Below are 26,579 nucleotides of genomic sequence, written 5' to 3' on the forward strand. Positions count from 1 at the left end.
GAAGGCTCCCTCCGGAAACCCTTGGCCCAAGGGTTTCCCGGCGCCTCAGTGGAAATCGCGGCTCGGCGGCACGACGCGCACGTCGCGCGGATGGCGCCGGGCGTTGTCGGTGCACGCCACCGTGCGCCCCGCGGGCAGCCGCTCCACCTGGTGCGGGATTGGGTTGGTGGGATGGTCGCCCCGCGTCGTGGTCGGCGGCAGCGCAGCCCCGGCCTCGGTGTCGGCCAGCCGGCCCAGCGCGTCGGAGCGGTCCTCGACGCGCGCCGCGACCACGTGGATCACCCGGTCGTCGGTCTGCACCGTGCCCTCCACCGCCATCAGCCGCGCGCGCATGATCACGGGGCGGAAGCGCTCGAAGGCGTCCTTCCAGATCACGAGGTTGATCACCCCGGTCTCGTCCTCGAGCGTCACGAAGCACACTCCCTTGGCGCTGCCCGGCTTCTGGCGCACCAGCACCAGCCCCGCCACGCGCACCCGCGCGCCGTGGCCGCGCCCGGGCAGCGCGGCCGCGGGCACGTAGCCCTGCGCGGCCAGCGAGCGGCGGAAGAAGCGCATGGGGTGGGCCTTCAGCGACAGGCGCGTGGTCTGGTAGTCGGCCACCACCGCCTCGGGCAGCGGCATGGGCGGCAGGGTGACCGGCACGTCCACCCCCTGGTCTGGGGCGCCCGCGGCGTCGAACACCGCCGCCGTCTCCGCCGGCCCCTGCCCCATCGCGTCCCACATGGCGTCGCGCCGCCCGCGCGCGCCCATGGCGTCCGCCTCGGCCAGCCGCCGCATGGTGCCCGCGTCCAGCTCCGCCCGGCGCCGCAGGTCGTCCGCATCCGCGAAGGGCCGCGCGGCGCGGGCCGCGACGATGCGGCGGGCGGCGTCCTCGCGCATGCCGTCGACCTGGCGCAGCCCGAGGCGCAGGGCCAGCCCCTCGCCCTCCAGTGAGCAGTCCCAGCCCGAGGCATGGATGTCCACGGCCCGCACCTCGACCCCGTTCTCGCGGGCGTCCCGCACGATCTGGGCGGGCGCGTAGAAGCCCATCGGCTGGGAGTTGAGCAGCGCGCAGGCGAATATCGCGGGGTGGTGGCACTTCATCCATGAGGAGACGTAGACCAGCTTGGCGAAGCTGGCGGCGTGGCTCTCGGGGAAGCCGTACTCGCCGAAACCCTCGATCTGGCTGAAGCAGCGCGCCGCGAACTCCGCGTCGTAGCCGCGCCCCGTCATGCGCTCGATCATCATCTCCTTGTGGCCCGACACCATGCCCTTGTGGCGGAACGTGGCCATCGCCTTGCGCAGGGCGTTGGCCTCGGGGCCCGAGAACTCGGCGGCGACCATGGCGATCTTCATGGCCTGCTCTTGGAAGATCGGCACGCCCAGGGTGCGACCGAGGATCCGCTGCAGTTCGTCCTGCGGGTGCTGCGCGCCGGGGGCCGGGTAGACGATGCTCTCCTGTCCCTGGCGACGGCGCAGGTAGGGGTGGACCATGTCGCCCTGGATCGGGCCGGGGCGCACGATGGCGACCTCGATCACCAGGTCGTAGAAGCTGCGGGGGCGCAGCTTGGGCAGCATCGCCATCTGCGCCCGGCTCTCGACCTGGAACACGCCCAGGGATTCGCCCCGGCATAGCATGTCGTAGGTCGGCCGGTTGCCGGGGCGGTCGGGCCGGTCGTGCTCCTTGGGCACGGTGGCAAGGTCGAGGTCGATCCCGCAGTGGCGGCGCAGGAGCGCGAAGCCCTTGGCGAGGCAGGTCAGCATCCCCAGCGCCAGCACGTCGACCTTGAAGATGCCGAGCGCGTCGATGTCGTCCTTGTCCCACTCGATGAACGAGCGGTCGGGCATGGCGCCGTTGCCCACGGGCACGATCTCGGTCAGCGGCGTCTCGGTCAGGATGAAGCCGCCCACGTGCTGGCTCAGGTGGCGCGGCATGCCGATCATCTCGTGCGCCAGCGCCAGCACCCGGCGCAGGTAGGGGTCGTGGAGGTCCAGCCCCGCCTCGCGCACCCGCGCGTCGCCCACGCCGCTGCCGAAGTGCCCCCAGACCGTGGAGGCGAGCTTAGACGTTACGTCCTCGGTCAGCCCCATCGCCTTGCCCACCTCGCGGATGGCGGAGCGCGGGCGGTAGTGGATCACCGTGGCGCAGAGGCCGGCGCGGGCGCGGCCGTACTTGGCGTAGACGTACTGGATCACCTCCTCGCGGCGCTCGTGCTCGAAGTCGATGTCGATGTCGGGCGGCTCGTCCCGGTCCTCGGACAGGAAGCGCTCGAACAGGACGTCGTGCTCGGCGGGATCCACGCTGGTGACGCCGAGGCAGAAGCACACGGCCGAGTTCGCCGCCGAGCCGCGCCCCTGGCACAGGATGGGCGGGTCGACGCGGCGGCGGGCGAAATCGACGATGTCGTGGATGGTCAGGAAGTAGGTGGCGATGCGCTTCGAGCGGATCAGCGCGAACTCCTTATGGATCGTGCGCTCCACGTGCTCGGGGATGCCATCCGGGTAGCGCCCGCGCGCGCCCTCCCAGGTCAGGCGCTCCAGCTCCTCCTGGGGGGTGCGGCCCCGAGGCACGACCTCGTGGGGATACTCGTAGCGCAGATCATCGAGCGTGAAGGCGATGCGATCCGCGAGCGCGCGGTTGGCCGCCACGGCGTGGGGCCACTCGGCGAAGAGGCGCGCCATCTCGGCGGGGGCACGCAGGTGCCGCTCGGCGTTGCGCTCCAGCAGCGGGCCGGCGGCGTCCACGGTGGTGCCCTCGCGGATGCAGCTCATCACGTCCTGCAGGGGTCGCCTCGCGGGGTGGTGGTAGAGCACGTCGCCCGTGGCCAGCAGCGCGAGGCCTTCCGCGCGGGCTAGGGCATCCAGCCGGTTGATCCGCGCCCGGTCGTCGCCGTGCCACAGGCGCGCGGCGCCGAGGTGCGAGAGCGGCAGCGCGCGGCGCAAGGCCGGCAGCGCGCGCGCGAAGGCGTCGAGGTCGGCTCCCGGCATCGCCACGAGGTGCAGCCCCTCGGCGTGCTCGGCCAGCATGGCCGGCGTGATCTCGGTCACGTCCTTGCCCTGCCACGCCCCCTCGGGGGTGCGCATCTTGCCCCGCGACAGCAGCGAGGCGAGGCGTCCGTAGGCGGCGCGGTCGCCGGGATAGGCCAGCAGCTCCGCTCCGCAAGTCAGCACGAGGCGGCAGCCCACCAGCGCCCGCACGTGGGCGGTCTTGCCCTCGACGTGCATCCGCACCACGCCGGCCAGGGTGTTGCGGTCGGCGATCCCGAGCGCGTCGTAGCCCAGGGCGTTGGCGGTGCCCATGAGGTCGCAGGCGTCGGAGGCCCCGCGCAGGAACGAGAAGGCCGAGGCCAGCCCGAACTCCACGAACGGCGCGCGGGCGTTGGGGCGGAAGCCGTTCGCGGCGCTGAGCGTGCGTTTCTCGGGGCCCTCGACGTCAGGCATCGCAGCACCGCATCGGAATGGCATCCAGCGCCTCCAGCGCGAAGGCGAGGCAGTCCGAGACCAGCAGGTAGGGCCGCGACAGCGCCCGGTCCCACCACAGGTTCGCCGCCGGCAGGCGGGCCGCGTCGACGCGCGCGGCGTGGGCCAGCAGCGTGACGTGGCGCGGCAGGCCGAGGCGGGGCAGCGCCGGCTCCACGTGGCACAGGCTGCCCCGCTCGGTGATGGCCGCGCCCGTGGCCCGCACGATCAGGCCGTGGTGGGGGGCGCCCACGTCCACCGGCCAGAAGCGGTGGAGGCCGGGGTCGTGGGCCTCGATGACCTCGCGCGCCGCCTCCGAGGCCACCAGCAGCCCGGCGCGGGTGGCGAAGAGGTCGGGCACGGGATGGCGCAGGGGCCGCAGGCGGCGGGGCAGCTGCGCGTCCCGAAGCCCCGCCCCCTCGCCGTAGCCCATGAAGGCGCGCACCGCCTCGACGGCGTGCCCAGCCCGCAAGGCCCGGCTCGCCCATCCGCCGTCGTCGGTGGGGAACGGCGCGGCGCCGATGCGCAGGATACGGGTCACGGGAACAGGCCGTGGAGGAACCAGCGCGGCGCCCCGCCCCGGCCGTCGCCGGCGACGCCCTCGCGGAACAGCCAGTAGCGGCAGCCGTCGGCGTCCTCGATGCGGAAGTAGTCGCGCAGGCGGGTGCCGGCACGGTCGCGCCACCATTCGGGGGCGATGCGCTCGGGGCCCGCGTAGCGCACCACGTCGAGGCGGCGGCGGCGCCACTCCAGCCGCACCGGCGGCCCCTCGGGCACGGCGTAGAGCACGCGCACCTCCTCGGGCGGGCGGAGCAGCACGGGCGGGCGCGCGGCACGGGCGGCGGCAGCGGGGGTCTCGGGGGCGCGCAGGGCCTCGGCCCAGACCTCGGCCCGCTCGGGCACGTGGCTGTGGCGCAGCACGGGCCGCGTCACCGCGGCGGGGCCGAGGCGCGCCGAGAGGCGGTCGATCAGATGCGCGAGGGCCTCGCGCTCGTCGACCTGCCCGGCGAGATCGGGCTGCGCGGCGTCGAGCCGCTCGGGCGACAATCCTTCCAGCACGAGGGCGTCGAAGCCGAAGCCGGGGTCGATGCGCTCCAGCCGCCCCTCGAAGAGCCGGGCCATGTGGGCGGGGTCGCGGGTGGGGCGCGCGAAGCCGGCCTCCACGCCGCGCACCTCGCCGTCGGTGCGGAACACGCGCAGGACGAGGCGGCGGCACCCCTGGCCGCCCCGGTCCAGCCGGGCCGCGAGCGCGCGGGCGAGGTCGGGCACCAGGGGCGCCGCGTCCTGCACCGGCTCGGGCAGGCGCAGGACGGCGCGCAGCGGCTCGGGGTCGCCCACGGGGGCCAGCGGCTCGGGCAGGAGGCCGGTGGCCTGGTCGAGCCGCACCAGCGGGTTGCCCCCGGGGGCGGCGCGCGCGAAGCGGCGCATCAGCGCGGGGCGCGGCACGGCGCGCAGGTGGCCGACGGTCTTGAGCCCCAACCGCGAGAGCGCGAGCGCGGCATCCCCGGGCAGGCGCAGAGCGGCCACGGGCAGCGGGTCGAGCGCGGCGGTGTCGGTGCACGTGGCGCGCACCGGGCCGAAGCGGGCCAGCGCCCAGGCCGCGCCCCAGGTGGGGGCGACGGCGAGCGCCGCGCTCAGGCCCAGCCCGGCGAGCCGCGCCTCCACGTCGCGCAGCAGCGCCGCCTCGCCGCCGAACAGGTGCTCCACGCCGGTGGTGTCCATGACCAGCCCGTCGCCATCCACGGCGACCCACGGGCTCCAGCGCTTCGCCCACTGCGCGAGGCGCTGGAGGAAGGCAGCGTCACCGGCAGGGTCGGACCACGCGACCGCGAGCGCGGGCGCGGCGGCACGGGCGTCCACCACGCGAGCGCCCACCCGCGCGCCCAGGGCGGCGGCCGCGCGCGAGACGGCGTGGATGACGGGGCCGTGGGAGCCTTCCGCCGCCAGGATCACCGGCAGGTCATCGGGCGGCGCGTCGAGCGCCTGCGCCCGCACCTTGCGCCACCGCTCCATCGCCAAGGAGGGGAGCGAAACCGAGACGATCCTGCGCCGCGCCGTCATGGCCTGCCACCCAGGCGCCGGGCGCGCGGGAGCGCGAGCGGAACAGCTCGGCCCGCCAGCGCGGCACGCCGGGGGCGCGGTCGTCGAAGGGCGCGGGCGCCGACGGCAGCGAGGCCACGCGCCAGCGCTCGCGCGCCGCCGACAGCCCCGGCTCGGCACCCCGGCGCAGGAGCCAGCACGGCACGCCCGCGCCTTCCGCGCGCATGGCGAGCCGCTTGGTGGCGGTGAAGTCGAGCCGCGGCGCCTCGCCCCAGACCTCGCCCATGACGGCCGCGAGCGAGGGGCACGACAGCCCCATCTCCATCGCCGCGAGCAGGTCCGCGATGCGACCCGCCTGCACGTGGATCACCTGCCGCGCGAGGCCGGTGGCGTAGGGCCGCCCCGCCTCCAGCGCCGAGAGCCGGTCCTGCACCCAGAGCACCGGGCCGGGCCGCGTCACGGCGGCCAGCGCGAAGCCCGTGAGCGCGGCGTCCGAGGCCGCGGCCCACGCCTCGGACAGCGTGGCCCGCGAGGGGTCCGGGGGCGCGGCGGGCACGGCGGAAGGCATGGGGGGGCCGTCCGCTCCGGACGGGTCCGGAAAGGGGAGAATCTGCGTCATTCACGGCAGCCAACTTTGCGATGTTCTACGTTTGTTCTAGTCACCCCCGGGGGCGAGTCAAACGCTTCGCTGTGGACGAAATTCGGCCCCCAAGAGGTGGGGGATCGACGCGCCGGGGCACGCAACATGCTGGATTCGGTAGCGGATGACGCCCCGGCGCAAACGCGTCGCCGAGGCCGAATCGGCCCCCTACGCAAGCGTCAGTCGGCGGTGGCCGCCTCCAGGAACGCCCGGGCGCGCGCGGTCCAGCCCGGCGGCAGGCCGTGGCCGCCGTCGTGGAGGCACAGTCGCACGGGTGCGCCCCCGCAGGAGGACCACGTCCGGCAGCGGAACGGCGCATCCACCGCGATGACGTCGGGCTCGGAGCGGCAGCCGTTGGCGGCGCGGCGGATCGCGAGCGCCTCGCCCACGTCGCCCTGGTGCCAGCCGCCAATGGCGCGCCCCTCCAGCGGCACCTGACGGTCCGCGAAGCCGTGGACGTGCCAGAGGGGCACCGCGCCGACGCAGCGCTCCGGCAAGGGGCGGCGAAGGGCGCCCGCCACGGCGGCGACCCCGGCGATGCGCTCGGGCGCGGCGCAGCCCATCAGCCAGGCCATCGACCCGCCCGCCGAGAAGCCCGCGGCGAAGACCGGGCCAAGGGAGACGCGCGCGCCCACGTCGTCCAGCACGGCGAGCACGAAGGCCACGTCGCGCGCGCCCTGCGCCCCCTGCCCCGCCCAGGACCGGACCCCGTTCGCGCGCGCGGGGCCGTTCGGCGCGACAATGGCATAGCCCTGCTCCAGGAAGTCGCGCTCCAGCCCGCCGGCGCCGAAGACCATGCGCCCCGAGGCGTTGTGCCCGTGGAAGAACAGCAGCACCGGCACGGGCCCCTCCGCGCCGTCCGGCAGGCGCAGGTGGTAGGAGCCGACCTCGACCTCGCAGGGCGCGTCCGCGCCGCCGCAGCCCTGCGCGCCCGCCGCGCCCGCCGCCAGCAGCGCGAGCGCCACCAGCGCCGTTCCGATCCTGCCCATGGGTCCGCCCTCCCCCGGAACGGCTCGCGCGCCCGGCGCCGCAGGTCAAGCGTCGCGGGGAACCTGCCGCACGGGCACCGCCGTTGGTTCCCCGACCCAAGGAGGTGCCACCCCATGCAACGCCCGATCCTCGCCGCCGCCGCCGCCCTCGCCCTGCTCGCCCTGCCCGCCGCCGCGCAGGACTACGACTGCCCGCCCGACGTGGCCGCCGACAGCCCGCGGTGCGTGCCGGCGGCGGGGCTGGCCGCCCAGGTCTACGCGATCGGCGACCGCCTGTCGGAGGAGATCCCCGTCGAGGCGGCGGACCGCGCCGACATGCCGCCGCTCCGGTCCGGCGAGGGCTTCGCGGAGCACGGGGGCAAGCTGATGCGGGTCAGGATCGAGGACCGCACGATCCTCGACGTGCTCGACGTGGAAGGGGCGGAGGACGCCCCGGACTGACGGCTACTCGGCGGCGATGCGGCGCGCCTCCAGCAGCGGCTTGAGGTAGTGGCCGGTGTGGCTGCCCTCGTGGGCGGCGATCTCCTCGGGGGTGCCGGTGGCGACCACTTCGCCGCCGCCGTCGCCGCCCTCGGGACCGATGTCGATCACGTGGTCGGCGGTCTTCACCACGTCGAGGTTGTGCTCGATTACCACCACCGAGTTGCCCTGATCCACCAGCTCGTGGAGCACCTCGAGCAGCTTGCGCACGTCCTCGAAGTGCAGACCGGTCGTGGGCTCGTCGAGGATGTAGAGCGTGCGGCCCGTGGACCGGCGCGACAGCTCCTTGGACAGCTTCACCCGCTGCGCCTCGCCGCCCGAGAGCGTGGTCGCCTGCTGGCCGACCTTGATGTAGCCGAGGCCCACCCGCATCAGCGCGTCCATCTTCTCGCGGATCGACGGGACGGCTTGGAAGAAGCCCTGCGCGTCCTCCACGGTCATGTCGAGCACGTCGGCGATGCTCCTGCCCTTGAACAGTACCTCCAGCGTCTCGCGGTTGTAGCGCTTGCCCTTGCAGGTCTCGCACTCGACGTAGACGTCCGGCAGGAAGTGCATCTCGATCTTGATGACGCCGTCGCCGCAGCAGGCTTCGCAGCGCCCGCCCTTCACGTTGAACGAGAAGCGGCCCGGCTTGTAGCCGCGCGCCTTGGCCTCGGGGAGCCCCGCGAACCAGTCGCGGATGGGCGTGAAGGCGCCTACGTAGGTCGCGGGGTTGGACCGCGGCGTGCGCCCGATGGGGCGCTGATCGATGTCGATCACCTTGTCGAGATGCTCCAGCCCCTTCACGGTCTCGCACGGGGCGGGCGTCTGGCGCGCGCCGTTCAACTTCATCGAGGCGGTCTTGAACAGCGTCTCGATGGTCAGCGTGGACTTGCCGCCGCCCGACACGCCGGTCACGGCTACGAACTTCGCCAGAGGGTAGTCGACCGTGACGCCCTTGAGGTTGTTGCCGATGGCCTTGACCACCGTCACCTTCTTCCTGTTCCCCTTCCGCCGCGTTTCGGGAACCGCGATGGCGCGGCGGCCGGCGAGGTAGTCGCCGGTAACGGAGGCCGGGTTCGCCTCCAGTTCGGCGGGGGTGCCGCGCGCCACCACGGTGCCGCCATGAACGCCCGCGCCCGGGCCGATGTCGAACACGTAGTCGGCCTCGCGGATGGCCTCCTCGTCGTGCTCAACCACGATCACCGTATTGCCCTGGTCGCGCAGGTTCTTGAGCGTGGTCAGCAGCCGGTCGTTGTCGCGCTGGTGCAGGCCGATCGACGGCTCGTCGAGCACGTACAGCACGCCCGTGAGACCCGAGCCGATCTGGGAGGCCAGGCGGATGCGCTGGGACTCGCCGCCCGACAGGGTGCCGGCGTTGCGCGACAGGGTCAGGTACTGCAGGCCGACGTTGTTCAGAAAACCCAGCCGCTCGCGGATCTCCTTGAGGATGGCGCGGGCGATCTCGTTGTTCTGCTTCGACAAGCGCTCGGGCACCGCGGCGCACCAGTCGAGCGCCTCGCGGATGCTCATCTGCACGACCTGGCCCACGTGGAGGTCGGCGATCTTCACGGCCAGCGCCTCGGGGCGCAGGCGGTAGCCCGAGCAGGTGTGGCAGGGACGCGAGTTCTGGTAGCGCTCGAACTCCTCGCGGACCCAGGAACTCTCGGTCTCGCGGTAGCGGCGCTCCATGTTCGGGATCACGCCCTCGAACACGCGCGTCACCTCGTAGACCCGGCCGCCCTCGTCGTAGCGGAACTTGATCTTCTGCCGGCCGGACCCGCGCAGGAACACCTGCTGCGCCTCTTCGGGCAGGTCCTTCCACGCCAGCTTCTTGTCGAAGCCCATGTGCTTCGCGATCGCGTCGATGGTCTGCAGGAAGTACGGCGACTTGGTCTTGGACCACGGCGCGATGGCGCCCTTGGCGAGGGTCAGGGCGGCGTCGGGCACCACCAGCCGCTCGTCGAAGAACAGCTCGGCGCCGAGGCCGTCGCAGTCCGGGCAGGCGCCGAAGGGGGCGTTGAACGAGAACAGGCGCGGCTCGATCTCGGGGATCGTGAACCCCGACACGGGGCAGGCGAACTTCTCGGAGAAGGTGATGCGCTCCGGCTCCCCCTCCTTGGGCGCCGTCTCGAGGATGGCGATGCCGTCGGCGAGGTCGAGCGCGGTGCGGAACGAGTCGGCCAGCCGCGTCTCCAGCCCCTCGCGCACCACGATGCGGTCCACGACGACGTCGATGTCGTGGCGGAACTTCTTGTCCAAGGTCGGCGGCGTGTCGAGGTCGTGGAACGCGCCGTTGACCTTGACCCGCTGGAAGCCCTGCTTGCGCAGCTCCAGCATCTCCTTGCGGTACTCGCCCTTGCGGTCGCGCACGATGGGGGCGAGCAGGTAGCCGCGCGTGCCCTCCTCCATGGCCATCACGCGGTCCACCATGTCCTGCACCTGCTGCGCCGTGATCGGCTCGCCCGTGGCGGGGCTGTAGGGCGTGCCGGCGCGGGCGAAGAGAAGGCGCAGGTAGTCGTAGATCTCGGTCACGGTGCCGACCGTGGAGCGCGGGTTCTTGGACGTGGTCTTCTGCTCGATCGAGATCGCCGGCGAGAGGCCCGAGATGTGGTCCACGTCGGGCTTCTGCATCATGTCGAGGAACTGGCGCGCGTAGGCCGACAGCGACTCGACGTAGCGGCGCTGGCCTTCGGCGTAGATCGTGTCGAAGGCGAGCGACGACTTGCCCGAGCCGCTGAGCCCGGTGATCACCACCAGCTCGTCGCGGGGAATGTCGACGTCGATGCCCTTGAGGTTGTGCTCGCGCGCGCCGCGCACCTCGATGAACTTCTGCTCGGCCATGCTGCCCCCGCCTGCGCGCCCCACGGCGGGGCCGGCTCCTTCACGTAGGGAACGCCCCCCGGACCGCAACGGGTCCATGCCGGAATTCCCGGCCGTGGCGGGCGAACAATGGGGGAACGCCTAGCAGTCTTCGGGGGCCGCCGCCAGCCCCCGGAGGCCGGCCTCGGCCCGTGCGCCGGACCACGCCGCCAGCACCGCGCCGAGGGCGCAGGCCGCCAGCACGAGGGCCAATAGCGCCTCGCGCCCCCCCGCCGCGAAGAGCAGCGCCATCACGGGCGTGCCCGTGACCGTCCCGAGGTTGCCGAACTGGGCGATCGCCCCGGTGGCGCGGGCGCGGCTGCGGGGATCGGCGTTCCAAGCGGCGATGGCGGCGAAGGACGCGCCCGGGACGAGGCCCATCGCGGCGAACATCGCCTCGGCGGCGAGGGGGACTCCCAGCGCGATGCCCCCCGCCCCCAGCGCCGTGCCCATGAAGCCGGCGACGGTCACCCACCATGGCGGCAGACGGCGGCACAGGGCGCCCCCGGCGAGCGTCGAGGCGAGGGTGACGAGAGACCAGACGCTCGCCGCCGCAACTGGGCGGCCCAGCGCCTCGGGCAGGAAGGTGAGCGCGGCGAGGAACAGGAAGGTGTAGGGAAAGAAGCCCAGCGCCGGGGCGACCTGGGCGAGGCGGCCATAGACCGCGCGGTGCACCGCGACGGGGCGCAGGTCGAGCGGAGCGCGGGCGATGCGCGGCACGCGGCGCCAGAGAAGCGCGGCCAGCGCCAGCATCGCCGCTCCGTTGGCGAGGAACAGGAGCGGCAAGCCCCCCGCCCCGACGAGCCGGGGGAACGCGAGCGCCGAGAGCGCAAGCGAGGTGCCGAAGAACGTGCCCCACAGCCCCATGGCGAGGGGGCGGTCCCGGTCCGAGGCGGCGGCGGCGATCAGCGGCGGCCCCGCCACCACCAGCGCGAGGTGGGCGATTCCCTCCACCGCGCGCAGGGCGGCGAAGACGGGGAACGGCGGCATCGAGGCCAGCAGGAGCGACACGGCGCCCCCGAGGGCCAGCCCGCCGAGGTAGCTGCGCCCCGGCCCCAGCGCCGCCACCACGCCCCCCGCCATCGCCCCGAGCACCAGCCCCATCAGCCCCACGAGGCTGACCAGCACCGCGACCCCGGCGACGTCGCGCCCGAAGGCCTCGGCCAGCAGGGGCAGCGTGAGCGCCGCCTTGCCGAACTGCGCGGCGGCGAGCAGGCCGCCGAGATAGACGAGGAGGATCAGCGGGCGGTCGGAGCGGTCCATGCGTCCCGCATGGCATCCCCCGCGCCCGGCGGCGAGTCCCGCGCGCGCAGGGGCGGCTGCGCAGCTGCGACCGGCGCGCGGCTTCCCCGTCCGCCGCGGGGCCCGGTGTGATACGCTCCGCACGCGGGGGGCGGACGGAGGCGGGGCGACGAGGCCCCGCAAGGGAGGACACCCGATGTACGCGAGAATCACGCCGTTCAAGATGAAGCGCGACAAGGTCGACGCAGCGAAGCGCAAGGCCGAGGAGATGCGCCCGCGCATCCTCGCCCTGCCGGGAATGAAGCACTTCACCCTAGCGATGGACGAGGACGGCAAGGGCTACGTCGTGTCCCTCGTGGAAAGCCGCGAGATCTCCGAGAAGAACAAGGAGAAGGTGAAGGCCCTCTGGGGCGAGCTGAAGGACTTCCTCGAGACAATGCCCAAGCCCGAAGGCTACGAGGTCGTCCACGACTGGCAGGCCGCCGAGGCCCACGCCTGAACGCGAAAGGCCACCGCCTCCCGGCGGTGGCCCCCTGCCCCGTGCGGGCCGGTCAGAAGTGGATCGCGCGCCCGTCCGCGTCGAGCACGGACTCGTGCATCATCTCCGACAGGGTCGGGTGCGGGAACACCGTGTGCGCGAGATCCTCCTCGGTGGTCTCGAGCTGGCGGCCCACCACGTAGCCCTGGATCAGCTCCGTGACCTCGGCGCCCACCATGTGCGCGCCCAGCAGTTCGCCGGTCTCCTTGGAGAAGATCGTCTTGACCATGCCCTCGGGCTCGCCGAGCGCGATGGCCTTTCCGTTGCCGATGAACGGGAAGTGCCCGACCTTGATGTCGTGGCCCGCCTCCTTGGCCTGCGCCTCGGTCAGGCCGACGCTGGCGACCTGCGGGTGGCAGTAGGTGCAGCCGGCGATGCTCTCGGGCCGCACGGGGTGCACGTCGTTCCGGCCGGCGACCAGCTCGGCCACCATGACGCCCTCGTGGGAGGCCTTGTGGGCGAGCCACGGCGCGCCCGCGATGTCGCCGATGGCATAGACGCCCTCGACGCCGGTGCGGCAGTACTCGTCGACCACCACGTGGGAGCGGTCGATCTTCACGCCCGCCTCCTCGAGCCCGAGGCCTTCGACGTTGCCGACGATGCCCACGGCGGAGATCACGGTGTCGAACTCGTGGGTCTCGGCCTTGCCCTTGGACTCGATGGTGGCGACGACCTTGTCCGCGGAGCGGTCCAGCGACTTGACGATGGCCTTCTCGAGGATGGTCATGCCCTGCTTCTGGAACTGCTTCTTGGCGAACTTCGAGATCTCCTCGTCCTCGACGGGAAGGATCCGGTCCATCACCTCGACCACGGTCGTGTCTGCGCCCAGCGTGTTGTAGAAGCTGGCGAACTCGATGCCGATGGCGCCCGAGCCGATCACGAGCAGCTTCTTGGGCATGTGCGGCGGCTGGAGCGCGTGCTTGTAGCTCCAGACCCGCTCGCCGTCGGCTTCCAGACCGGGCAGGTTGCGGGCGCGGGCACCGGTGGCGACCACGATGGCGGGGGCCTCCAGCGTCTCGGTGCCCTTGTCGGTGGTGACTTCGACCTTGCCCTTCCCGACCAGCTTCGCGTCGCCCATGATCGAGGTGACCTTGTTCTTCTTGAACAGGTGCCCGATGCCACCCGAAAGCTGCTTGGCCACGCCACGCGAGCGCTTCACCACCGCATCGAGGTCGTAGTCGATCCCTTCCGCCTTCAGCCCGAACTCCTTGGCCCGGTGCATGAGGTGGAACACCTCGGACGAGCGCAGCATGGCCTTGGTCGGGATGCAGCCCCAGTTGAGGCAGATGCCGCCGAGGTGCTCGCGCTCAATGCAGGCGACCTTCAGGCCCAGTTGCGCGCCCCGGATGGCGGCCACGTAGCCGCCGGGGCCCGCGCCGATCACGATCATGTCGTATGAAGCCACTGCGGCATCCTCCCGAACTCGTTCAACGTCGAACTACCCGCAAAGCGCGTGTCAGGCCAGCGTCCGGGACGGCAAGGCGGCGATGCGCCGCGCGCAAGCGTGGGCTCAGGCGGCCTGGGCCTGCAACTCGCGCAGCACGGCGCCGTAGCCGCCGGCCTCGACCATGGCGCGCTCGGCCTCGGTGCTCTCGCGGCCAAGCGCCTCGTTGCGGTAGGGGAAGCGCCCGTAGCGGCGGATCACCTCGCGGTGGGCGCGGGCGTGGAGCAGCGTCTCGGTGGACTCCATCCGCCCGAGGATCAGCCGCACGGCGCGGTGCTGATCGGGCCCGGTCTCGGAATGCTCAAGGGGCAGGTAGAAGAACTGCCGCCCGGGGTTCGGGATCTCGCGATCCTGTCCCGCGCGGATCGCCTGCTTGGCGACGGCGAGGGCGAGCGGGTCCGAGGCGAAGGCCCGTCCCGAGCCGCGGAACATATTGCGCGGGAACTGGTCGGTAAGGATCAGGAAGCCCAGCGCGCCGCGCGCGGTGGCGGGCCAGTCGTCGAGCGCCCCCGCCATCGCCGCCTCCCACGTGGGCAGGAAGCGCTCGCGGATGCGCGCATCCAGCGCGTCGTCGGCGACGTACCAGTCCTTCGGCTCGCACTCCTCGAGCCAGAAGCGGCAGACGGTCTCGGCGGTCTCGGTCATGCTGTTCTTCCCCCTGCATTCCCAACGCCCCGGGCCGGCCCGACGGTTCCCGTTCAGGCCGCGGATGCCGCCGGCGCCCCCTCGGGCTCGGTCCCGTCCCCGTCGGCCGCCTGCTCCTCCCACTCCTCGGCCATGGCGGTCATGGTCACGGGCGTGGCGGCAGCGGCCGACATCGGCAGAACCGGCGCCAAATCGCCCTCGTAGGCGGGACGCTGGGTCATGCGGTAGGCGGCGTAGGCGGCCAGCGCAGCCATCAGCACGCCGATGAACAGGAAGAAACCGCCGGGGCCGACCAGCCCCATCACCCAGCCCGTGACCAACGGCCCCGAGATCGCGCCGAGGCCGTTGATGAACAGCAGCCGCGCCGAGGCCGAGGCCATGTCCTCGGGCTCCAGGTAGTCGTTGGTGTAGGCCAGAAGCAGCGCGTAGAGGGGGTTGGCCATGCCGCCGATCAGGAAGGCCGCGAGCAGCAGGCCCCCGAAGCCGCCGACGCCGGCGAAGCCCAGGGCGCAGCCCGCGACGCCGATGACGGCCCCGCCGATCACCAGCTTGCGCCGGTCGTAGCGGTCCGAGGCCCAGCCCATCGGGTACTGCAGCAGCATGCCGCCGGTGTAGATGGCCGACACGAAGGCGGCGATCTCGGACGGCGTGAGGCGGGCGATGGCGCCGAACACGCCGGCCATGCCGAACACCGCGGAGAACACCGCGCCGAGCAGGAAGATGCCCACGCAGCCCAAGGGCGAGACGCGGTAGATCTCGCGGAAGCTCATGGGCTTGGTGGTCTCGAAGGGCGGCACCGGGGTGGCGGCCAAGAGGATCGGCGTGAAGGCGAGGCTGACAAGCACCGAGATCAGCACGAACAGCGTGTAGCCCGAGGCGTCGCCGAAGGCGAAGATCGCCTGCGCGATCACGATCCCCACCATCTGAGCGATGATGTAGAGTGACAGGGCCCGGCCCCGCGTCTCGTTGGTGGTCGAGTTGTTCAGCCAGCTCTCGGCGACGATGTAGACGCCGCAGAAGCAGAAGCCGAGGCCGAAGCGAAGCGCCGTCCAGGCCATCGGGTCGCGCAGGAGAGGGAACAGGATCAGCCCCGCCGAAACGAGGCTGCCGAGGGCCGCGAACACGCGCACGTGGCCCACGGTGCGGATCAACTCGGGCACGATGCGGCTGCCGAGCAGGAAGCCCGCGAAGTAGCCGGTCATGACCACCGACATGGACAGCGTCGAGAAGCCCTCCAGCTCGCCGCGCACGCCGAGCAGCGTGCCCTGCATGCCGTTGCCGATCATCATCAGCAGGATCCCGAGCAGCAGGGCCCAGGAGGATCGGACGACAGAGAGCATGGCGGTGCCTCGCGGGGATGACTCGGCCCGCCCCTACGCCTCGCCCCGGCGCGCAGCCATCCCCGAAACGACGCCCCCCCGGACGGCACCGTCGCAAAGGCGCGGTTTCCCGCCTCAGGCCCCCTCGGGGGCACCCCCGCCGGGCAGCAGCAGCGAGGCGTCGCCGTAGGAAAAGAAGCGGTAGCCCTCCCGCACGGCGTGGGCGTAGGCGGCCAGCATCCGCTCGCGCCCCATCATCGCGCTGACCAGCATCAGCAGCGTGGACTGCGGCAGGTGGAAGTTGGTGATCAGTCCGTCGGCCACGCGGAACCGGTATCCGGGGCGGATGAAGATGTCGGTGGTGCCCCGGAACGGCGCGATGGCGCCGTCCGCGGCGGCGCTCTCGACGAGGCGCAGCGCTGTGGTCCCGACGGGGATCACGCGGCCTCCCGCCGCCTTCGTGGCGGCGATGGCCTCGGCGGCCTCGGGGCGCACCTCGCCCCACTCGGCATGCATGCGGTGGGTCTCCACGTCCCCCACCGTGACGGGCAGGAAGGTGCCCGCGCCGACGTGGAGCGTGACCTCGGTGAACTGCACTCCGCGTACGCGCAGCGCCTCCAGCAGCGGCTCGTCGAAGTGGAGCGAGGCGGTGGGCGCGGCCACCGCGCCCGCGTGACGCGCCCAGACCGACTGGTAGTCGTCGCGGTCCGCCGCGTCGGGCGCGCGCTTCGAGGCGATGTAGGGCGGCAGCGGCATGGCGCCGGCGCGCTCGATGGCCCGATCGAGCGCCTCGCCTTCGGCGTCGAAGCGCACCGCGAGGCGCGCGCCGGTCTCCAGCACCTCCGCCTCCAGCCCGTCGAACACGAGCCGGTCGCCCACGCGCATCTTTCGCATGGGCTTGGCCAGCGCCTCCCATGCGCCATTGGGCCGCGCCTCGGTCAGGGTCAGCTCCACCTTCGCCCGCCCCGAGCCGTCGCGGCTCGCGCGCACCCGCTCGCCCGTCAGGCGCGCCGGGATCACCCGCGTGTCGTTCAGCACCAGCCGGTCGCCCGGGCGCAGCCAGTCCACGAGGTCGGTCACCCGGCCGTCCGTCAGCCGGTCCGGCTCCACCACCAGCAGCCGCGCCGCGGAGCGGGGCCGCGCGGGGCGGGTGGCAATCAGCGCGTCGGGCAGCGCGAAGTCGAAGTCGCTCAGTTTCATGGCCCGCCCCTACTGCGAAGGCGGGGCGCGGCGGAAGATGTCGCGGAACCGTCCCGGCGTCAGGATCGACAGCGGGTCGACCGAGACGGACGGGGCGGCGGTCGCCCCCGCGAGGCGGTAGGTGAAGCCGAACAGGCCCTCGCCGCGCCGCGCGAACAGGGCGCCGAACAGGCCGTTCACGAAGTAGATCGGCGAGACCACGCCGCGGATGTCCATGCGCTTCGCGCCCATGTCGAACACCCCGTCGGCGGTGATCGACATGCTCGGCCCCACGGCGGCGGCGCGGCGGACGTCGATCCGCGAGGGGCCGAGCGTGAAGTCCGCCTCCACGGTCTCGAAGGGGAGCCCCTGCCCGCCGAGCTGCTCCACCAGCCCCACCACCGAGAGGGCCTGCAGCAGCGAGGCCACCGCGGGCACGTCGCGCACGCGGATGCCGCCGCCCACGATGCGGCCTCGCAGCACGCCCGCGGTGTCGGACGGCGCCAGCGTCAGGCGCATCGCGCCGCCGCGCGCGTCGCGGAACAGCCCCGCCGCCCGCAGCACCGCGCCCGCGTCGTCGGACCGCACCCGGACCACCGTGCCGCCCGCGTCCGGCTCCAGCGTCCCCGCAACCAGTGGTCCGCCGTTGACACGGCCCGAGAACTCACCGCTTCCGCCCCCCAGCCGCGCGCGCAGGTCGCCCAGCGCGATTCCATCGGTGATCTGGAGGCGGTCCAGCGTCACGGCGACGGGCGCTCCCTCGCCGCTCCCGCCGCCGCCTGCCTCGCCCAGTGCGGCCAGCGCGCCGCGCAGGTCCGCGCTCGCGCCGCTCGCGCGGATCTCGGGCGGCTTGCCCCGCCCGCGCCCCTGGAACGCGACCGCGCCGCGGAACCAGGGCGTGCGGACCCCCTCGAACCGCGCCGCTTCCAGCGCGCCGCCGGGGCGCAGGGTGACCCGCCCCGCGCCGCGCAGGCCCGGCGCTTCCAGCGAGAGGCGCGTGACTTCGGGCACCGACCCCAGGGTCGCCTCGGCCTCCAGCGTGGCGGCGGTGCCCGCCGCCTTGCGCCAGCCGATCGCCGGGATGCGGGCGGCCATGCCGCGCAGGTCGCTGCGCGCGCTCAGGCGGGGCGGCCCGCCGGGCGGCAGAGCGACGTCGAGCGCGACCGCCGTGCGCCCCGACAGCGCCACCGCATCGAGCGCGATCCCCAGCCGCGCCAGCCCCTCGGGCGTGGCCGTGGCCGTGCCCCGCAGCCGTCCGGGCGGCATCCGCGGGGGCGTTCCCGGCCCGGGCGTCGCGCGGGGCGGCGGCAACGGCTGGCGCCACGTGCCCCGGAACGGGACGCCCTCGAAGCGCGCGTCGCCCGCGATCTCCACCGCCTCCCAGCTCGCCCGCAGGTCCAGCGCGTCGGCCTCGATGCGACGGCCAGGGATCAGACGCTCGGACACGACATCCGCCAGGCGCACCTCCGCGTTCCACGCGACGTCGGCGGGGGCATTGCCTGGCCGCAGCGGCAGAGCGATCGCGACGGCGGCCTCGGCCCGGCCCGACACCAGCGCGGGGGTGCGGCCGATCCGCTCCATCAGCCGGAACGGTGGGCGGTCGAGCACGCGCAGCACGTCGCCCACGGCGCCCGACGCGCGCAGCGCGATCTCGGCGCGGATCGGTTTCACGGCGACATCGGGCAGCACCAGCCGCGTGCCCGCCACGTCGAGCACACCGCCCGCCTCGTCGGCCTGCACGGTCCCGCTATCCAGACGCACCGCGAGGCGTCCGTCCTGGAGCTGCAACGCGCCGCGCCCGCCCGTGGCGGGGGGCATGGTACGCATCCAGCGGACGGTAGCATCCTCGAACCCGAAGCTTGCCGCGAGCACGGGCTTCGCGCCCGGCACGGCCCGCAGCGAGGCGCGCACGTAGCGCGCGGTGCCCTCGGCGACGTTCTCCGCGAACCACCGCCGCGCACCCGGTGCCACCGCGGGGGGCCAGAGCGCGCGCAGCGGCTCCACCGCCATGCGCGGGATCGCCGCCTCGCCGCCCACGTGCCAGCCATTCGCTTCCTGCCGCGCCGTGCCGCGCGCGGTGAGCGCGCCCGACGGACCGGACAGGGTCGCCCGGCCCAACTCCACCCGCAGCGGCGCGCGGGTGATCCGCAGCGACAGCGCGCCGTCGTCGAACCGGGCGGCCTGCTTCAGCAGGCCGTCGGGGTCGAGCCGCAACGCCCCGATCCGCGCCTGCGCCGAGACGGGACCGTTGAGACGCTCGGGCAGGATCAGCCGGCCCGACGCGTCGAGCGAAAGGCCCGGCCCCCGGGCGGCGATCTCCGGCAGTTCGACCGCGGTGGCGCCCGGCATCCACCGCATGCGCAGTCGCGTCCGGTCGAGCACGCGGCCCGCGGCGGCGACGTCTCTCGCCTCGGCCCGCGCCGTCACGGGCAGGAGCGTGCCGTCGGGCGCGAGGCGCATCCGCGCGTCGACCCGTACGCGTCCCGCGATGTCCGGAGGCGTGCCCGAGCCGGGTAGCGCCGCCATCAGCGTCGCGAGAGCGGTCTCCTCCAGCGCCAACCGCGCCTGCACGCCGCGGGCGTCGCGTGTGGCATCCAATCGCAAGACGGCGCCGGACGACTCGGCCTCCGCCTCCAGCTGCACGGTGCTGCCGCGCCGGCGGATCGCCGCGTCGAGCGCGACGATCTGCTCCCCCGCGAGGGCCGGAGCGTCGACGAGAAGGCGCGCTCCGTCGAGCCGCACCATCTCGAGCGCCTCCACCAGCGGCGAGGCGAGCGCCGCGTCCAGCGCTGCCAGCGCCTCCGCGCCGTTCGCCGGCAGCCGCCCCCCGCCGCCCCCGAAGGCCAGCGACCACCGCCCGTCCGCGCCGCGCCGGAGCGCCGCCTCGGGCCGCTCGATCACCACCGCGCGGGGCCGCACCCGGCCCCGCAGCAGAGCGCCTCCGTCCAGCGCAACCCGCAGCGCCGGCAGCGCCAGCACCGGCGTGCCCCCGCGCTGCAACACCGCCCCGCGCACCACCAGCCGCAGCGCCGCCGCGTCGCGGTCGAAGGCTAGGGCAACGCCACCCACGCTGACGGAGGCGTCGCCGAGCCCGCGGTTCGCGCGCGCCTCGATCCGCTCCACCGCCCAGCGCGGCAGCGCGGCGGGCGCGTGGGCGAGCCGCACCGCCGTGCCCGCCGCCAGCCCCGCCGCCACGAGCGCGAGCAGAAGCGCGAGGCGCAGCAGATGGAGGGCGGAGCGGCGGACCATGCGCCTTCTTGACGCCCGCCCGCCGGGGTTCCAAGACCGCCACCACCTTTCGGGAGATGCCCATGACCCTCGCACCCGGCCAGCCGGCCCCCGACTTCGAGCTGCCCCGCGACGGCGGCGACACGGTGCGCCTGTCCGCGCTGCGCGGCGCGCCCGTCGTGCTGTTCTTCTACCCCCGCGACGACACGCCCGGCTGCACCCGCGAGGCCACCGCCTTCACGGCGCTCCTGCCGCGCTTCGAGGCCGCGGGCGCCCGCGTGCTCGGCATCTCGCGCGACACCGTGGCGAAGCACGAGCGGTTCCGCGACAAGCACGATCTGGCGGTGCCGCTCTTGTCGGACGAGGACGGCGCGGTCTGCGAGGCCTACGGCGTGTGGCGCGAGAAGACGATGTACGGCCGCACCTCCATGAGGATCGAGCGCACCACGGTGCTGGTCGGCGCGGACGGCACGATCACGGAGATCTGGCGCCGCGTGCGCGTCGACGGCCACGCCGAGGCGGTGCTGGCCGCCGTGGAGGCGTGACCGCCACGCTCGCCGCCATGGCCGAGGCCGTGCTGCGCACCGCCGGCAGCCGCGAGAAGTGCGCCCTCAGCCGCGCCTCCGCCGCCCGGTGGCGCGAGATGCGCGCGAGCGGTGAGGCGGCGGTCGGCACCGCCTCGCCCCCGGACCGGCCCGCCCGTCCCGCCGAGCCGCCGTTGGTCGCGCCCCGCGACGTGCCGCGCCGCCGCCCCGGCACGCCCGAGGGCCGACAGGCGATCCTCCATGCGGTCGCCCACATCGAGCTGAACGCCGTGGACCTTCACTGGGACGTGATCGCCCGCTTCGCCCACGTGCCCCTGCCAGTGGGCTTCTTCGACGACTGGGTGAAGGCGGCCGATGAGGAGTCGAAGCACTTCGGCCTCCTGTGCGACCGGCTCGAGGCCGGCGGCTCGCGCTACGGCGCCCTGCCCGCCCACGCCGGGATGTGGCGCGCCGCCGAGGACACTGCGCACGACCTCATGGCCCGCCTCGCCGTGGTGCCGATGGTGCTGGAGGCGCGCGGCCTCGACGTGACGCCGGGCATGATCGCGCTGTTTCAGCGTGCCGAAGATGCCGAGAGCGTGGCCGCGCTCGAGACGATCTACGCCGAGGAGGTGCATCACGTCGCCTACGGCTCGAAGTGGTTCCACTTCCTGTGCGGGCGCCACGATCTCGACCCGGCGCCCACGTTCCGCGACCTCGTGCGCCGGCACTTCCGCGGCCCCCTGAAGCCGCCGTTCAACGAGGAGAAGCGCGCCGAGGCGGGGCTTCCACCCGATTTCTACTGGCCGCTGGCCGACGAGCCCTGACGGAAACGGGCAGGATCACGCCGATTTCGGGGCTGCGGACGGGGGGGGCCGGTTGTCCCCTTCCCCCCGCCCCCCTATCAAACTCGCTATCGCCTCGGGCCCCGGTGGGACGAAGGGGGCCGGCGATCACGGGGAACCGCAGCACGGCGTGCCGCGAAACGGGGAGACACGCGTGACGCGCTTGTCCGAGAAGATGGCCTTGCGCCTCGATCGCGTGCTGCCCGAGCAGCGCCTTTACCTCAAATCCGACGAAGGCACGCGGTTCTTCCGCCTCCGCGCCGGCACCCAGATCGGCCTCCTGATGGGCGGCGCCCTCCTCGTGGGCTGGTCGGTGATCGTCACCGCGTTCTTCCTCCTCGACAACATCGCCGCCGGGAACTCGCGCGACCAGTCCGAGCGGGCGCAGCTGGCCTACGAGGGCCGGCTCGAGGCCCTGAGCGAGGAGCGCGACGCCCGGGCCGGCGAGGCCGAGCAGGCGCTGGAGCGCTTCTACGTCGCGCTCGAGGAGGTCTCGAAGATGCAGGAGGCGCTGCTGGCCTCCGAGCAGCGCGTGCGCGAGCTGGAGACCGGCGTCGAGGTGATCCAGCGCACCCTGCGCCGCGCCGTGGCCGAGAGGGACACCGCCCGCGAGGAACGCCGCGTTGCGCTGGCCCAACTCGAGAACGCGCCCGCCGCCGCCGCCGCGGCGCAGGCCGCCCGCGCCGACGCCGAGGACACCGCGACCGCCCTCGCCGAGGTGCTCGGGCACACTGCGCTGGAGCGCGACGAGGCGATCGGCGTGGCCCGTTCCGCGGATGCCGAGATCGCCCGCATGGCCGCTGCCGCCGAGCGCGTCGCCGAGCGGAACGACCGCATCTTCGGGCGGCTCGAGGACGCGATGGAGACCTCGCTGAAGCCCCTGCGGCAGGTGTTCGAGCGCTCCGGCGTCTCGCCCGATTCCATGCTGCAGGAGGTCCGCCGCGGCTACTCCGGACAGGGCGGCCCGCTGGAGCCCACGATCTCGACGCGCGGCGACGCGTCGGTGATGGACCGCGACACCTCGCGGGCCAACCGGCTCCTGAACGAGATGGAGGAGATCGACCTCCACCGCATCGTCGCCGAGAGCCTGCCCCTCGACCATCCGGTCCGGGGCGCCCATCGCCGCACCTCGGGCTTCGGTCCGCGCTGGGGGCGGATGCATTCCGGCATGGACTTCGCCGGCGCGCGGGGCACGCCGATCCACTCCACCGCCGACGGCGTCGTGACCTACGCCGGCTGGCAGTCGGGCTACGGCAAGCTGGTCAAGATCCGGCACGCCTTCGGCTTCGAGACGCGCTACGCGCACCTCAATCAGATCCGGGTGACCAAGGGCCAACGGGTCTCGCGCGGCGAACGCATCGGTGATATGGGAACCACCGGTCGGTCGACCGGCGTTCACCTGCACTACGAGGTCCGGCGCAACGGGTCGGCCATCAACCCGGCAACCTTCATCACGGCAGGGCAAGATGTTTTCTAAGAACAAGATGAACCCCCACGGCGAGCCGACCCCGGGCGAAGCGCCGCCGCGGCCCGCCGGCCCCCCTTCCGGCGGCCAGACCCCGCCGTCCCGCCCCGCCGGCATGGACAGCAGCCCGCAGCCGTCCTCGGCGCCCAAGCAGAAGGTGCCCGCCTCGGTCCTGAGCCAGGACCTGATGATCAAGGGCGACATCAAGACGTCGGGCGACATCACCGTCGAGGGCGAGATCGAGGGCAACATCCACGCCCACCTGCTGACCGTCGGCGAGGGCGCCGTGGTGCGCGGCGAGATCGTGGCCGACGACATCGTCGTCAACGGCCGGGTGATCGGGCGCGTGCGCGGCATCAAGGTCCGCCTCACCTCGACCGCGCGCGTCGAGGGCGACATCATCCACAAGACGATCGCCATAGAGTCGGGGGCCCACTTCGAGGGCGCCGTTCAGCGGCAGGAAGACCCGATCGGGACCGGCAAGTCCGCCGCCCCGGCGCCGAAGCCCGCGGGCCAGGCCAAGGCCTGACGGCCGGGGGAAGGCGGCGCATGACCGAGATCGACACCACGTCGCCTCCCCTCGCCTGGAGCGGCGTGCGCCGCCTGCCCGGCCTCGAAGGGCGCATCCACCTGCCGAACCGGGGCGCCGTGCTGCTGTCGACCATCGGCTCGCTCGGCGACCTCTACCCCGTCCTCTCCGTGGCCCGCGCGATCGAGCTGGCCGGACTGGAGCCGCGCCTCGCCCTATCGCCCGACGACTGCGAGATCGCCCGCTCCTGGGGCCTCTTGGCGACCCCCGTCGGCCCCACGCAGGCCGAGCTGTGCGAGCGACTCGGCGTCTCGCGCGACGAGATCGCCGCCTCGATCCTGCGCGATCCCGGCCCGCTGATGCGCGACGTGATGATCCCCATGCTGCCCGCCCTGATCGAGCAGATGGCCCCGCTGATGCCCGGCGTCTCCGTGGCCGCGGGCACGACCTTCGCGCTCGCCGCGCCGCTGGCGGCCGAGCAGGCGGGTGTGCCTTACGTACCCCTGCTGCTGCAGCCGATGATGATGTTCTCGGCCATCGACCCGCCCACGGGGCGCCTGTTCAAGCTCGCGCGGCAGAACCCCGGCACCGCGGGGCAGGTCTGGAACCGCGCGCTCTTGTCCTGCGCCCGCGCCGTCCTGCGCTCGCGCCACGCCTCGGACCTCTCGGACGTGCGCGACCGGCTGGCCCTGCCGCCGCAGCCGGGCACGCCGCTGCTCGATCACGGCGGCGAGGTGCCCATGCGCCTCGCCCTGTGGGACGAGCACTTCGCGCCGATCCCCGACGATGCCCCTGAGGGCCTGCGCGCGGTGGGCTTCCCGCCGCGCCCCGAGGGGATGCTGGACCCCGAGGTGCGCCGCTGGATCGCCGGAGGACCGCCGCCGCTGGTGGTCACGATGGGATCGATCGCCCACGGGCTCGGCGGGCCGAAGTTCTGGCAGCGCGCGGTCGACCTCGGGCGCAGCCTCGGACTAAGGGTCGTGCTGCTACACGGTCAGGCGGAGGTGCCCGAGGGCGACGACGTCCTCGCCCTGCCCTATGCCCCCCATTCCGGCCTGTTCCCGCTAGCCGCCGCGATCGTCCACCACGGCGGCATCGGCACCACCGCCGAGGCGGTCCGCGCGGCGCGCCCGCAACTGGTGCTGCCCGTGGGCGGCGACCAGCCCGACAACGCCGCGCGGCTGGAGCGGATGGACCTCGCCGCGGTGCTGCCGGTACGCCGCTTCGGCGTGCGGCGGGCGCAGCAGATGCTCGGCGACCTGCTGGAGCGGTTCGACTACGCCGCCGCCGCCAAGCTCGGCGAGGCGGTCGCGGACCGCAACGGCGCCGGCGAGGCCGCGCTGCATCTCGCGCGCATCGCCCTCGCCTCGCGCGACCGCCGGATGGGCCGCCCGGCCACCGCCGCCTGAGGCCGCCGCCGCGGGGCGGGGACGCGTGCCGGGTCAGGCGTGCTCCTCGGCCGCGGTCGCAGAGAGCGCCCGGTTGAAGACCCGCAGGGCGTCCACGAACAGCAGCACCCCCACCACCTCGGGTCCGTCGTCGCGCAGGCGCACCACCGGAAGGAAATCCGTGCCACCCCGCTCGAACAGCGGCATGGCCCGCTCCAGCGTGTCGGAGGCGCCGACGAACAGCGCCTCGTGCACCGCCGCGCGGACCCGCTCTGAACCGGGCGCCTGGGGGTGCTCGGGGGCCTTCATCACCGCCGAGACGCGGATCGTCGCGAGCAGGTAGCGCTGCGGCCCGTCGGCAAGGTGGATGCCCCGCCGCTCGAGCTGCGTGAGGAAGAAGCTGCGCGCCACAAGCCGCGAGGCCAGCGTGGAGGCGATCGACACCGTGACCATGACGGCGAGGCCGGTCTGCCAGTCGCCCGTCAGCTCGAACACGATCAGCGTGGTCGAGATCGGCGCGCCCAGCACGGCGGCGGCCACGGCGCCCATGCCGGCCAGCGCGTAGAGCGTCTCGGCGCCGGACACCTCGGGGAACACCGCGGTCGCAATCATGCCGAAGGCGAGGCCCGTGAGCGCCCCGGTCATCAGCGCGGGCGAGAACACGCCCCCGCCCATGCGTCCGCCCACGGTGATCGACACCGCGGCGACCTTGACGACCGCGAACACGATGGCCTCGTGCAGCAGCAGCGTACCCGACAGCGCGGCCGAGGTGGTCTCGTAGCCGACGCCGATGATGTGCGGGAAGGCGATGGCGATGGCCCCCAGCATCAGCCCCGCGAGGGCGGGCCGCAGGATCACCGGCAGGCGCAGGCGGCGCTGGATCCAGCTTCCGACATCCTCGGCCAGGAAGATCGAGCGCATGAGCGCGTAGCCCACCACGCCGCAGGTCAGACCCAAGAGCACGAAGGCCGGCAGTTCGGCGTAGAACGCGAGGTGCGAGGTCGAGGGCAGCACGAACTCGGTGACGTCGCCGAAGTGGACGCGGCTGACCACCGACCCCGCGGCGGCGGCGATGGTGATGGGCGCGAAGGCGTGCACGGCGAAGTGCCGCAGCACCACCTCCAGCGCGAAGAGCGCGCCAGCGAGGGGCGCGTTGAACGAGGCGGCGACGCCGGCGGCCACGGCGCAGCCCAGAAGCTCGCGCCCGGTCACGCCGCCGGCGTTGATGCGGTTCGAGACCCAACCCGCGATCAGTCCCACCATGTGGACGACGGGGCCCTCCCGCCCCGAGGATCCGCCGGAGCCCAAGGTGATGAGCGAGGCGGCGATCGAGGCGAGGCCGGCGCGGCGCTCCACCCGGCCCTCGCGCAGGGCGGCGGCCTCGATCACCTCGGCCACGCCGCGCACGCGGGCGTCGGGCGTGAAGCGCTGGAGGATGAAGCCGACCGCGAGACCGCCCATGCAGGGCAACGTGAGCACCCACCACCACGGCATCGTCTCGGCGAAGCTATGGAGGCCACGCACGTCGCCGGAGCCGTAGAACAGCGACTGGAGCGCGGCGATCGAAAGCATGAAGCCCACGGCCATGTAGCCCGAGGCGACCCCGATCGCGAGGGCGATGAACCAGAACTGGACCTGGCTCGGCCCCTTCTCCAGCACCACCGCCCACGCGCGGTGGAGCCGCGCCGAGATGCGCGCGGCGATGGGCTGGGAATCGGGGCGGTCGGTCACGGGGTGCCTCGCGGGTCGCGGGCGATGCTAGGAGCGCGCCGGGGCGGGAACAAGGCGCCCCCGCAGGGACGGGA

Annotated in this window: 20 protein-coding genes; 7 read left to right on the plus strand and 13 right to left on the minus strand. The window is 73.7% G+C overall.

The window, feature by feature from the left end; translation table 11 throughout:
- Window positions 1–45: 45 nt before the first annotated feature.
- From K3554_RS12190 to K3554_RS12210, 5 genes are all read right to left on the minus strand, one after another.
- Complete coding sequence (locus K3554_RS12190) at window positions 46–3,420, minus strand: error-prone DNA polymerase (RefSeq protein ID WP_259940623.1); 3,375 nt, start codon at window positions 3,418–3,420, stop codon at window positions 46–48.
- On the minus strand, window positions 3,413–3,979 hold the full coding sequence (locus tag K3554_RS12195; RefSeq protein WP_259940625.1) for a hypothetical protein: 567 nt from the start codon (window positions 3,977–3,979) through the stop codon (window positions 3,413–3,415). The genes K3554_RS12190 and K3554_RS12195 overlap by 8 nt, the downstream gene beginning before the upstream one ends.
- Entirely contained in the window at window positions 3,976–5,451 is a 1,476-nt protein-coding gene (locus K3554_RS12200; RefSeq protein ID WP_259940627.1) for a DNA polymerase Y family protein, read from the minus strand. The genes K3554_RS12195 and K3554_RS12200 overlap by 4 nt, the downstream gene beginning before the upstream one ends.
- On the minus strand, window positions 5,399–6,046 hold the full coding sequence (locus K3554_RS12205) for a hypothetical protein (protein WP_259940628.1): 648 nt from the start codon (window positions 6,044–6,046) through the stop codon (window positions 5,399–5,401). Before K3554_RS12205 ends, K3554_RS12200 begins: the two co-directional genes overlap by 53 nt.
- Before the next feature lie 251 nt (window positions 6,047–6,297).
- Window positions 6,298–7,107, minus strand: a complete 810-nt coding sequence (locus K3554_RS12210; RefSeq protein ID WP_259940630.1) for a PHB depolymerase family esterase — start codon at window positions 7,105–7,107, stop codon at window positions 6,298–6,300.
- 114 nt (window positions 7,108–7,221) lie between these two features.
- Here K3554_RS12210 and K3554_RS12215 point away from each other — a divergent pair, with 114 nt between their 5' ends.
- Window positions 7,222–7,548 carry a hypothetical protein gene (locus K3554_RS12215; protein ID WP_259940631.1) on the plus strand — a complete coding sequence of 109 codons (327 nt, stop codon included), beginning with the start codon at window positions 7,222–7,224 and terminating at the stop codon, window positions 7,546–7,548.
- A 3-nt stretch (window positions 7,549–7,551) separates the two neighbouring features.
- On the opposite strand, the gene uvrA is transcribed toward K3554_RS12215, so the two are convergent.
- Window positions 7,552–10,410, minus strand: coding sequence for an excinuclease ABC subunit UvrA (uvrA, locus tag K3554_RS12220; protein WP_259940633.1), 2,859 nt, complete (start codon window positions 10,408–10,410; stop codon window positions 7,552–7,554).
- Window positions 10,411–10,530: 120 nt separating this feature from the next.
- A complete protein-coding gene (locus K3554_RS12225) occupies window positions 10,531–11,691 on the minus strand; it encodes an MFS transporter (RefSeq protein ID WP_259940634.1) in 1,161 nt (386 codons plus the stop codon).
- A 175-nt stretch (window positions 11,692–11,866) separates the two neighbouring features.
- Here K3554_RS12225 and K3554_RS12230 point away from each other — a divergent pair, with 175 nt between their 5' ends.
- Window positions 11,867–12,169, plus strand: coding sequence for a hypothetical protein (locus tag K3554_RS12230; RefSeq protein ID WP_259940635.1), 303 nt, complete (start codon window positions 11,867–11,869; stop codon window positions 12,167–12,169).
- Between the two features lie 52 nt (window positions 12,170–12,221).
- Here the strand turns inward: K3554_RS12230 and lpdA are convergent, their stop codons facing one another.
- The 5 genes from lpdA to K3554_RS12255 all read right to left on the minus strand — a co-directional run bounded on the left by lpdA (window position 12,222) and on the right by K3554_RS12255 (window position 20,044).
- Window positions 12,222–13,598, minus strand: a complete 1,377-nt coding sequence (gene lpdA, locus K3554_RS12235) for a dihydrolipoyl dehydrogenase (RefSeq protein ID WP_259945924.1) — start codon at window positions 13,596–13,598, stop codon at window positions 12,222–12,224.
- A gap of 120 nt (window positions 13,599–13,718) precedes the next feature.
- Window positions 13,719–14,297: a DUF924 family protein gene (locus K3554_RS12240; protein ID WP_259940636.1), complete on the minus strand. Its 579-nt coding sequence runs from the start codon at window positions 14,295–14,297 to the stop codon at window positions 13,719–13,721.
- Window positions 14,298–14,350: 53 nt separating this feature from the next.
- Window positions 14,351–15,637 carry an MFS transporter gene (locus K3554_RS12245; RefSeq protein ID WP_259940637.1) on the minus strand — a complete coding sequence of 429 codons (1,287 nt, stop codon included), beginning with the start codon at window positions 15,635–15,637 and terminating at the stop codon, window positions 14,351–14,353.
- Window positions 15,638–15,751: 114 nt separating this feature from the next.
- Window positions 15,752–16,816 (minus strand): tRNA preQ1(34) S-adenosylmethionine ribosyltransferase-isomerase QueA, encoded by a 1,065-nt coding sequence (queA, locus tag K3554_RS12250; RefSeq protein WP_259940638.1) that lies wholly within the window; start codon window positions 16,814–16,816, stop codon window positions 15,752–15,754.
- Window positions 16,817–16,825: 9 nt separating this feature from the next.
- On the minus strand, window positions 16,826–20,044 hold the full coding sequence (locus K3554_RS12255) for a DUF3971 domain-containing protein (protein WP_259940639.1): 3,219 nt from the start codon (window positions 20,042–20,044) through the stop codon (window positions 16,826–16,828).
- Window positions 20,045–20,100: 56 nt separating this feature from the next.
- Here K3554_RS12255 and K3554_RS12260 point away from each other — a divergent pair, with 56 nt between their 5' ends.
- The 5 genes from K3554_RS12260 to K3554_RS12280 all read left to right on the plus strand — a co-directional run bounded on the left by K3554_RS12260 (window position 20,101) and on the right by K3554_RS12280 (window position 24,795).
- Window positions 20,101–20,568, plus strand: a complete 468-nt coding sequence (locus K3554_RS12260; protein WP_259940640.1) for a peroxiredoxin — start codon at window positions 20,101–20,103, stop codon at window positions 20,566–20,568.
- Between the two features lie 17 nt (window positions 20,569–20,585).
- Window positions 20,586–21,374 carry a ferritin-like domain-containing protein gene (locus K3554_RS12265; RefSeq protein WP_259945926.1) on the plus strand — a complete coding sequence of 263 codons (789 nt, stop codon included), beginning with the start codon at window positions 20,586–20,588 and terminating at the stop codon, window positions 21,372–21,374.
- A gap of 193 nt (window positions 21,375–21,567) precedes the next feature.
- Entirely contained in the window at window positions 21,568–22,869 is a 1,302-nt protein-coding gene (locus tag K3554_RS12270; protein ID WP_259945928.1) for a DUF5930 domain-containing protein, read from the plus strand.
- Window positions 22,859–23,386: a polymer-forming cytoskeletal protein gene (locus K3554_RS12275; RefSeq protein WP_259940641.1), complete on the plus strand. Its 528-nt coding sequence runs from the start codon at window positions 22,859–22,861 to the stop codon at window positions 23,384–23,386. The genes K3554_RS12270 and K3554_RS12275 overlap by 11 nt, the downstream gene beginning before the upstream one ends.
- Before the next feature lie 20 nt (window positions 23,387–23,406).
- A complete protein-coding gene (locus tag K3554_RS12280; protein ID WP_259940642.1) occupies window positions 23,407–24,795 on the plus strand; it encodes a nucleotide disphospho-sugar-binding domain-containing protein in 1,389 nt (462 codons plus the stop codon).
- A 33-nt stretch (window positions 24,796–24,828) separates the two neighbouring features.
- Here K3554_RS12280 and K3554_RS12285 read toward each other — a convergent pair whose 3' ends face one another.
- Window positions 24,829–26,505 (minus strand): chloride channel protein, encoded by a 1,677-nt coding sequence (locus tag K3554_RS12285; RefSeq protein WP_409197314.1) that lies wholly within the window; start codon window positions 26,503–26,505, stop codon window positions 24,829–24,831.
- Window positions 26,506–26,579: the final 74 nt, after the last annotated feature.

This window comes from Jannaschia sp. W003 (assembly GCF_025144335.1).
In the GTDB taxonomy this organism is placed as follows: Bacteria; Pseudomonadota; Alphaproteobacteria; order Rhodobacterales; family Rhodobacteraceae; genus Jannaschia.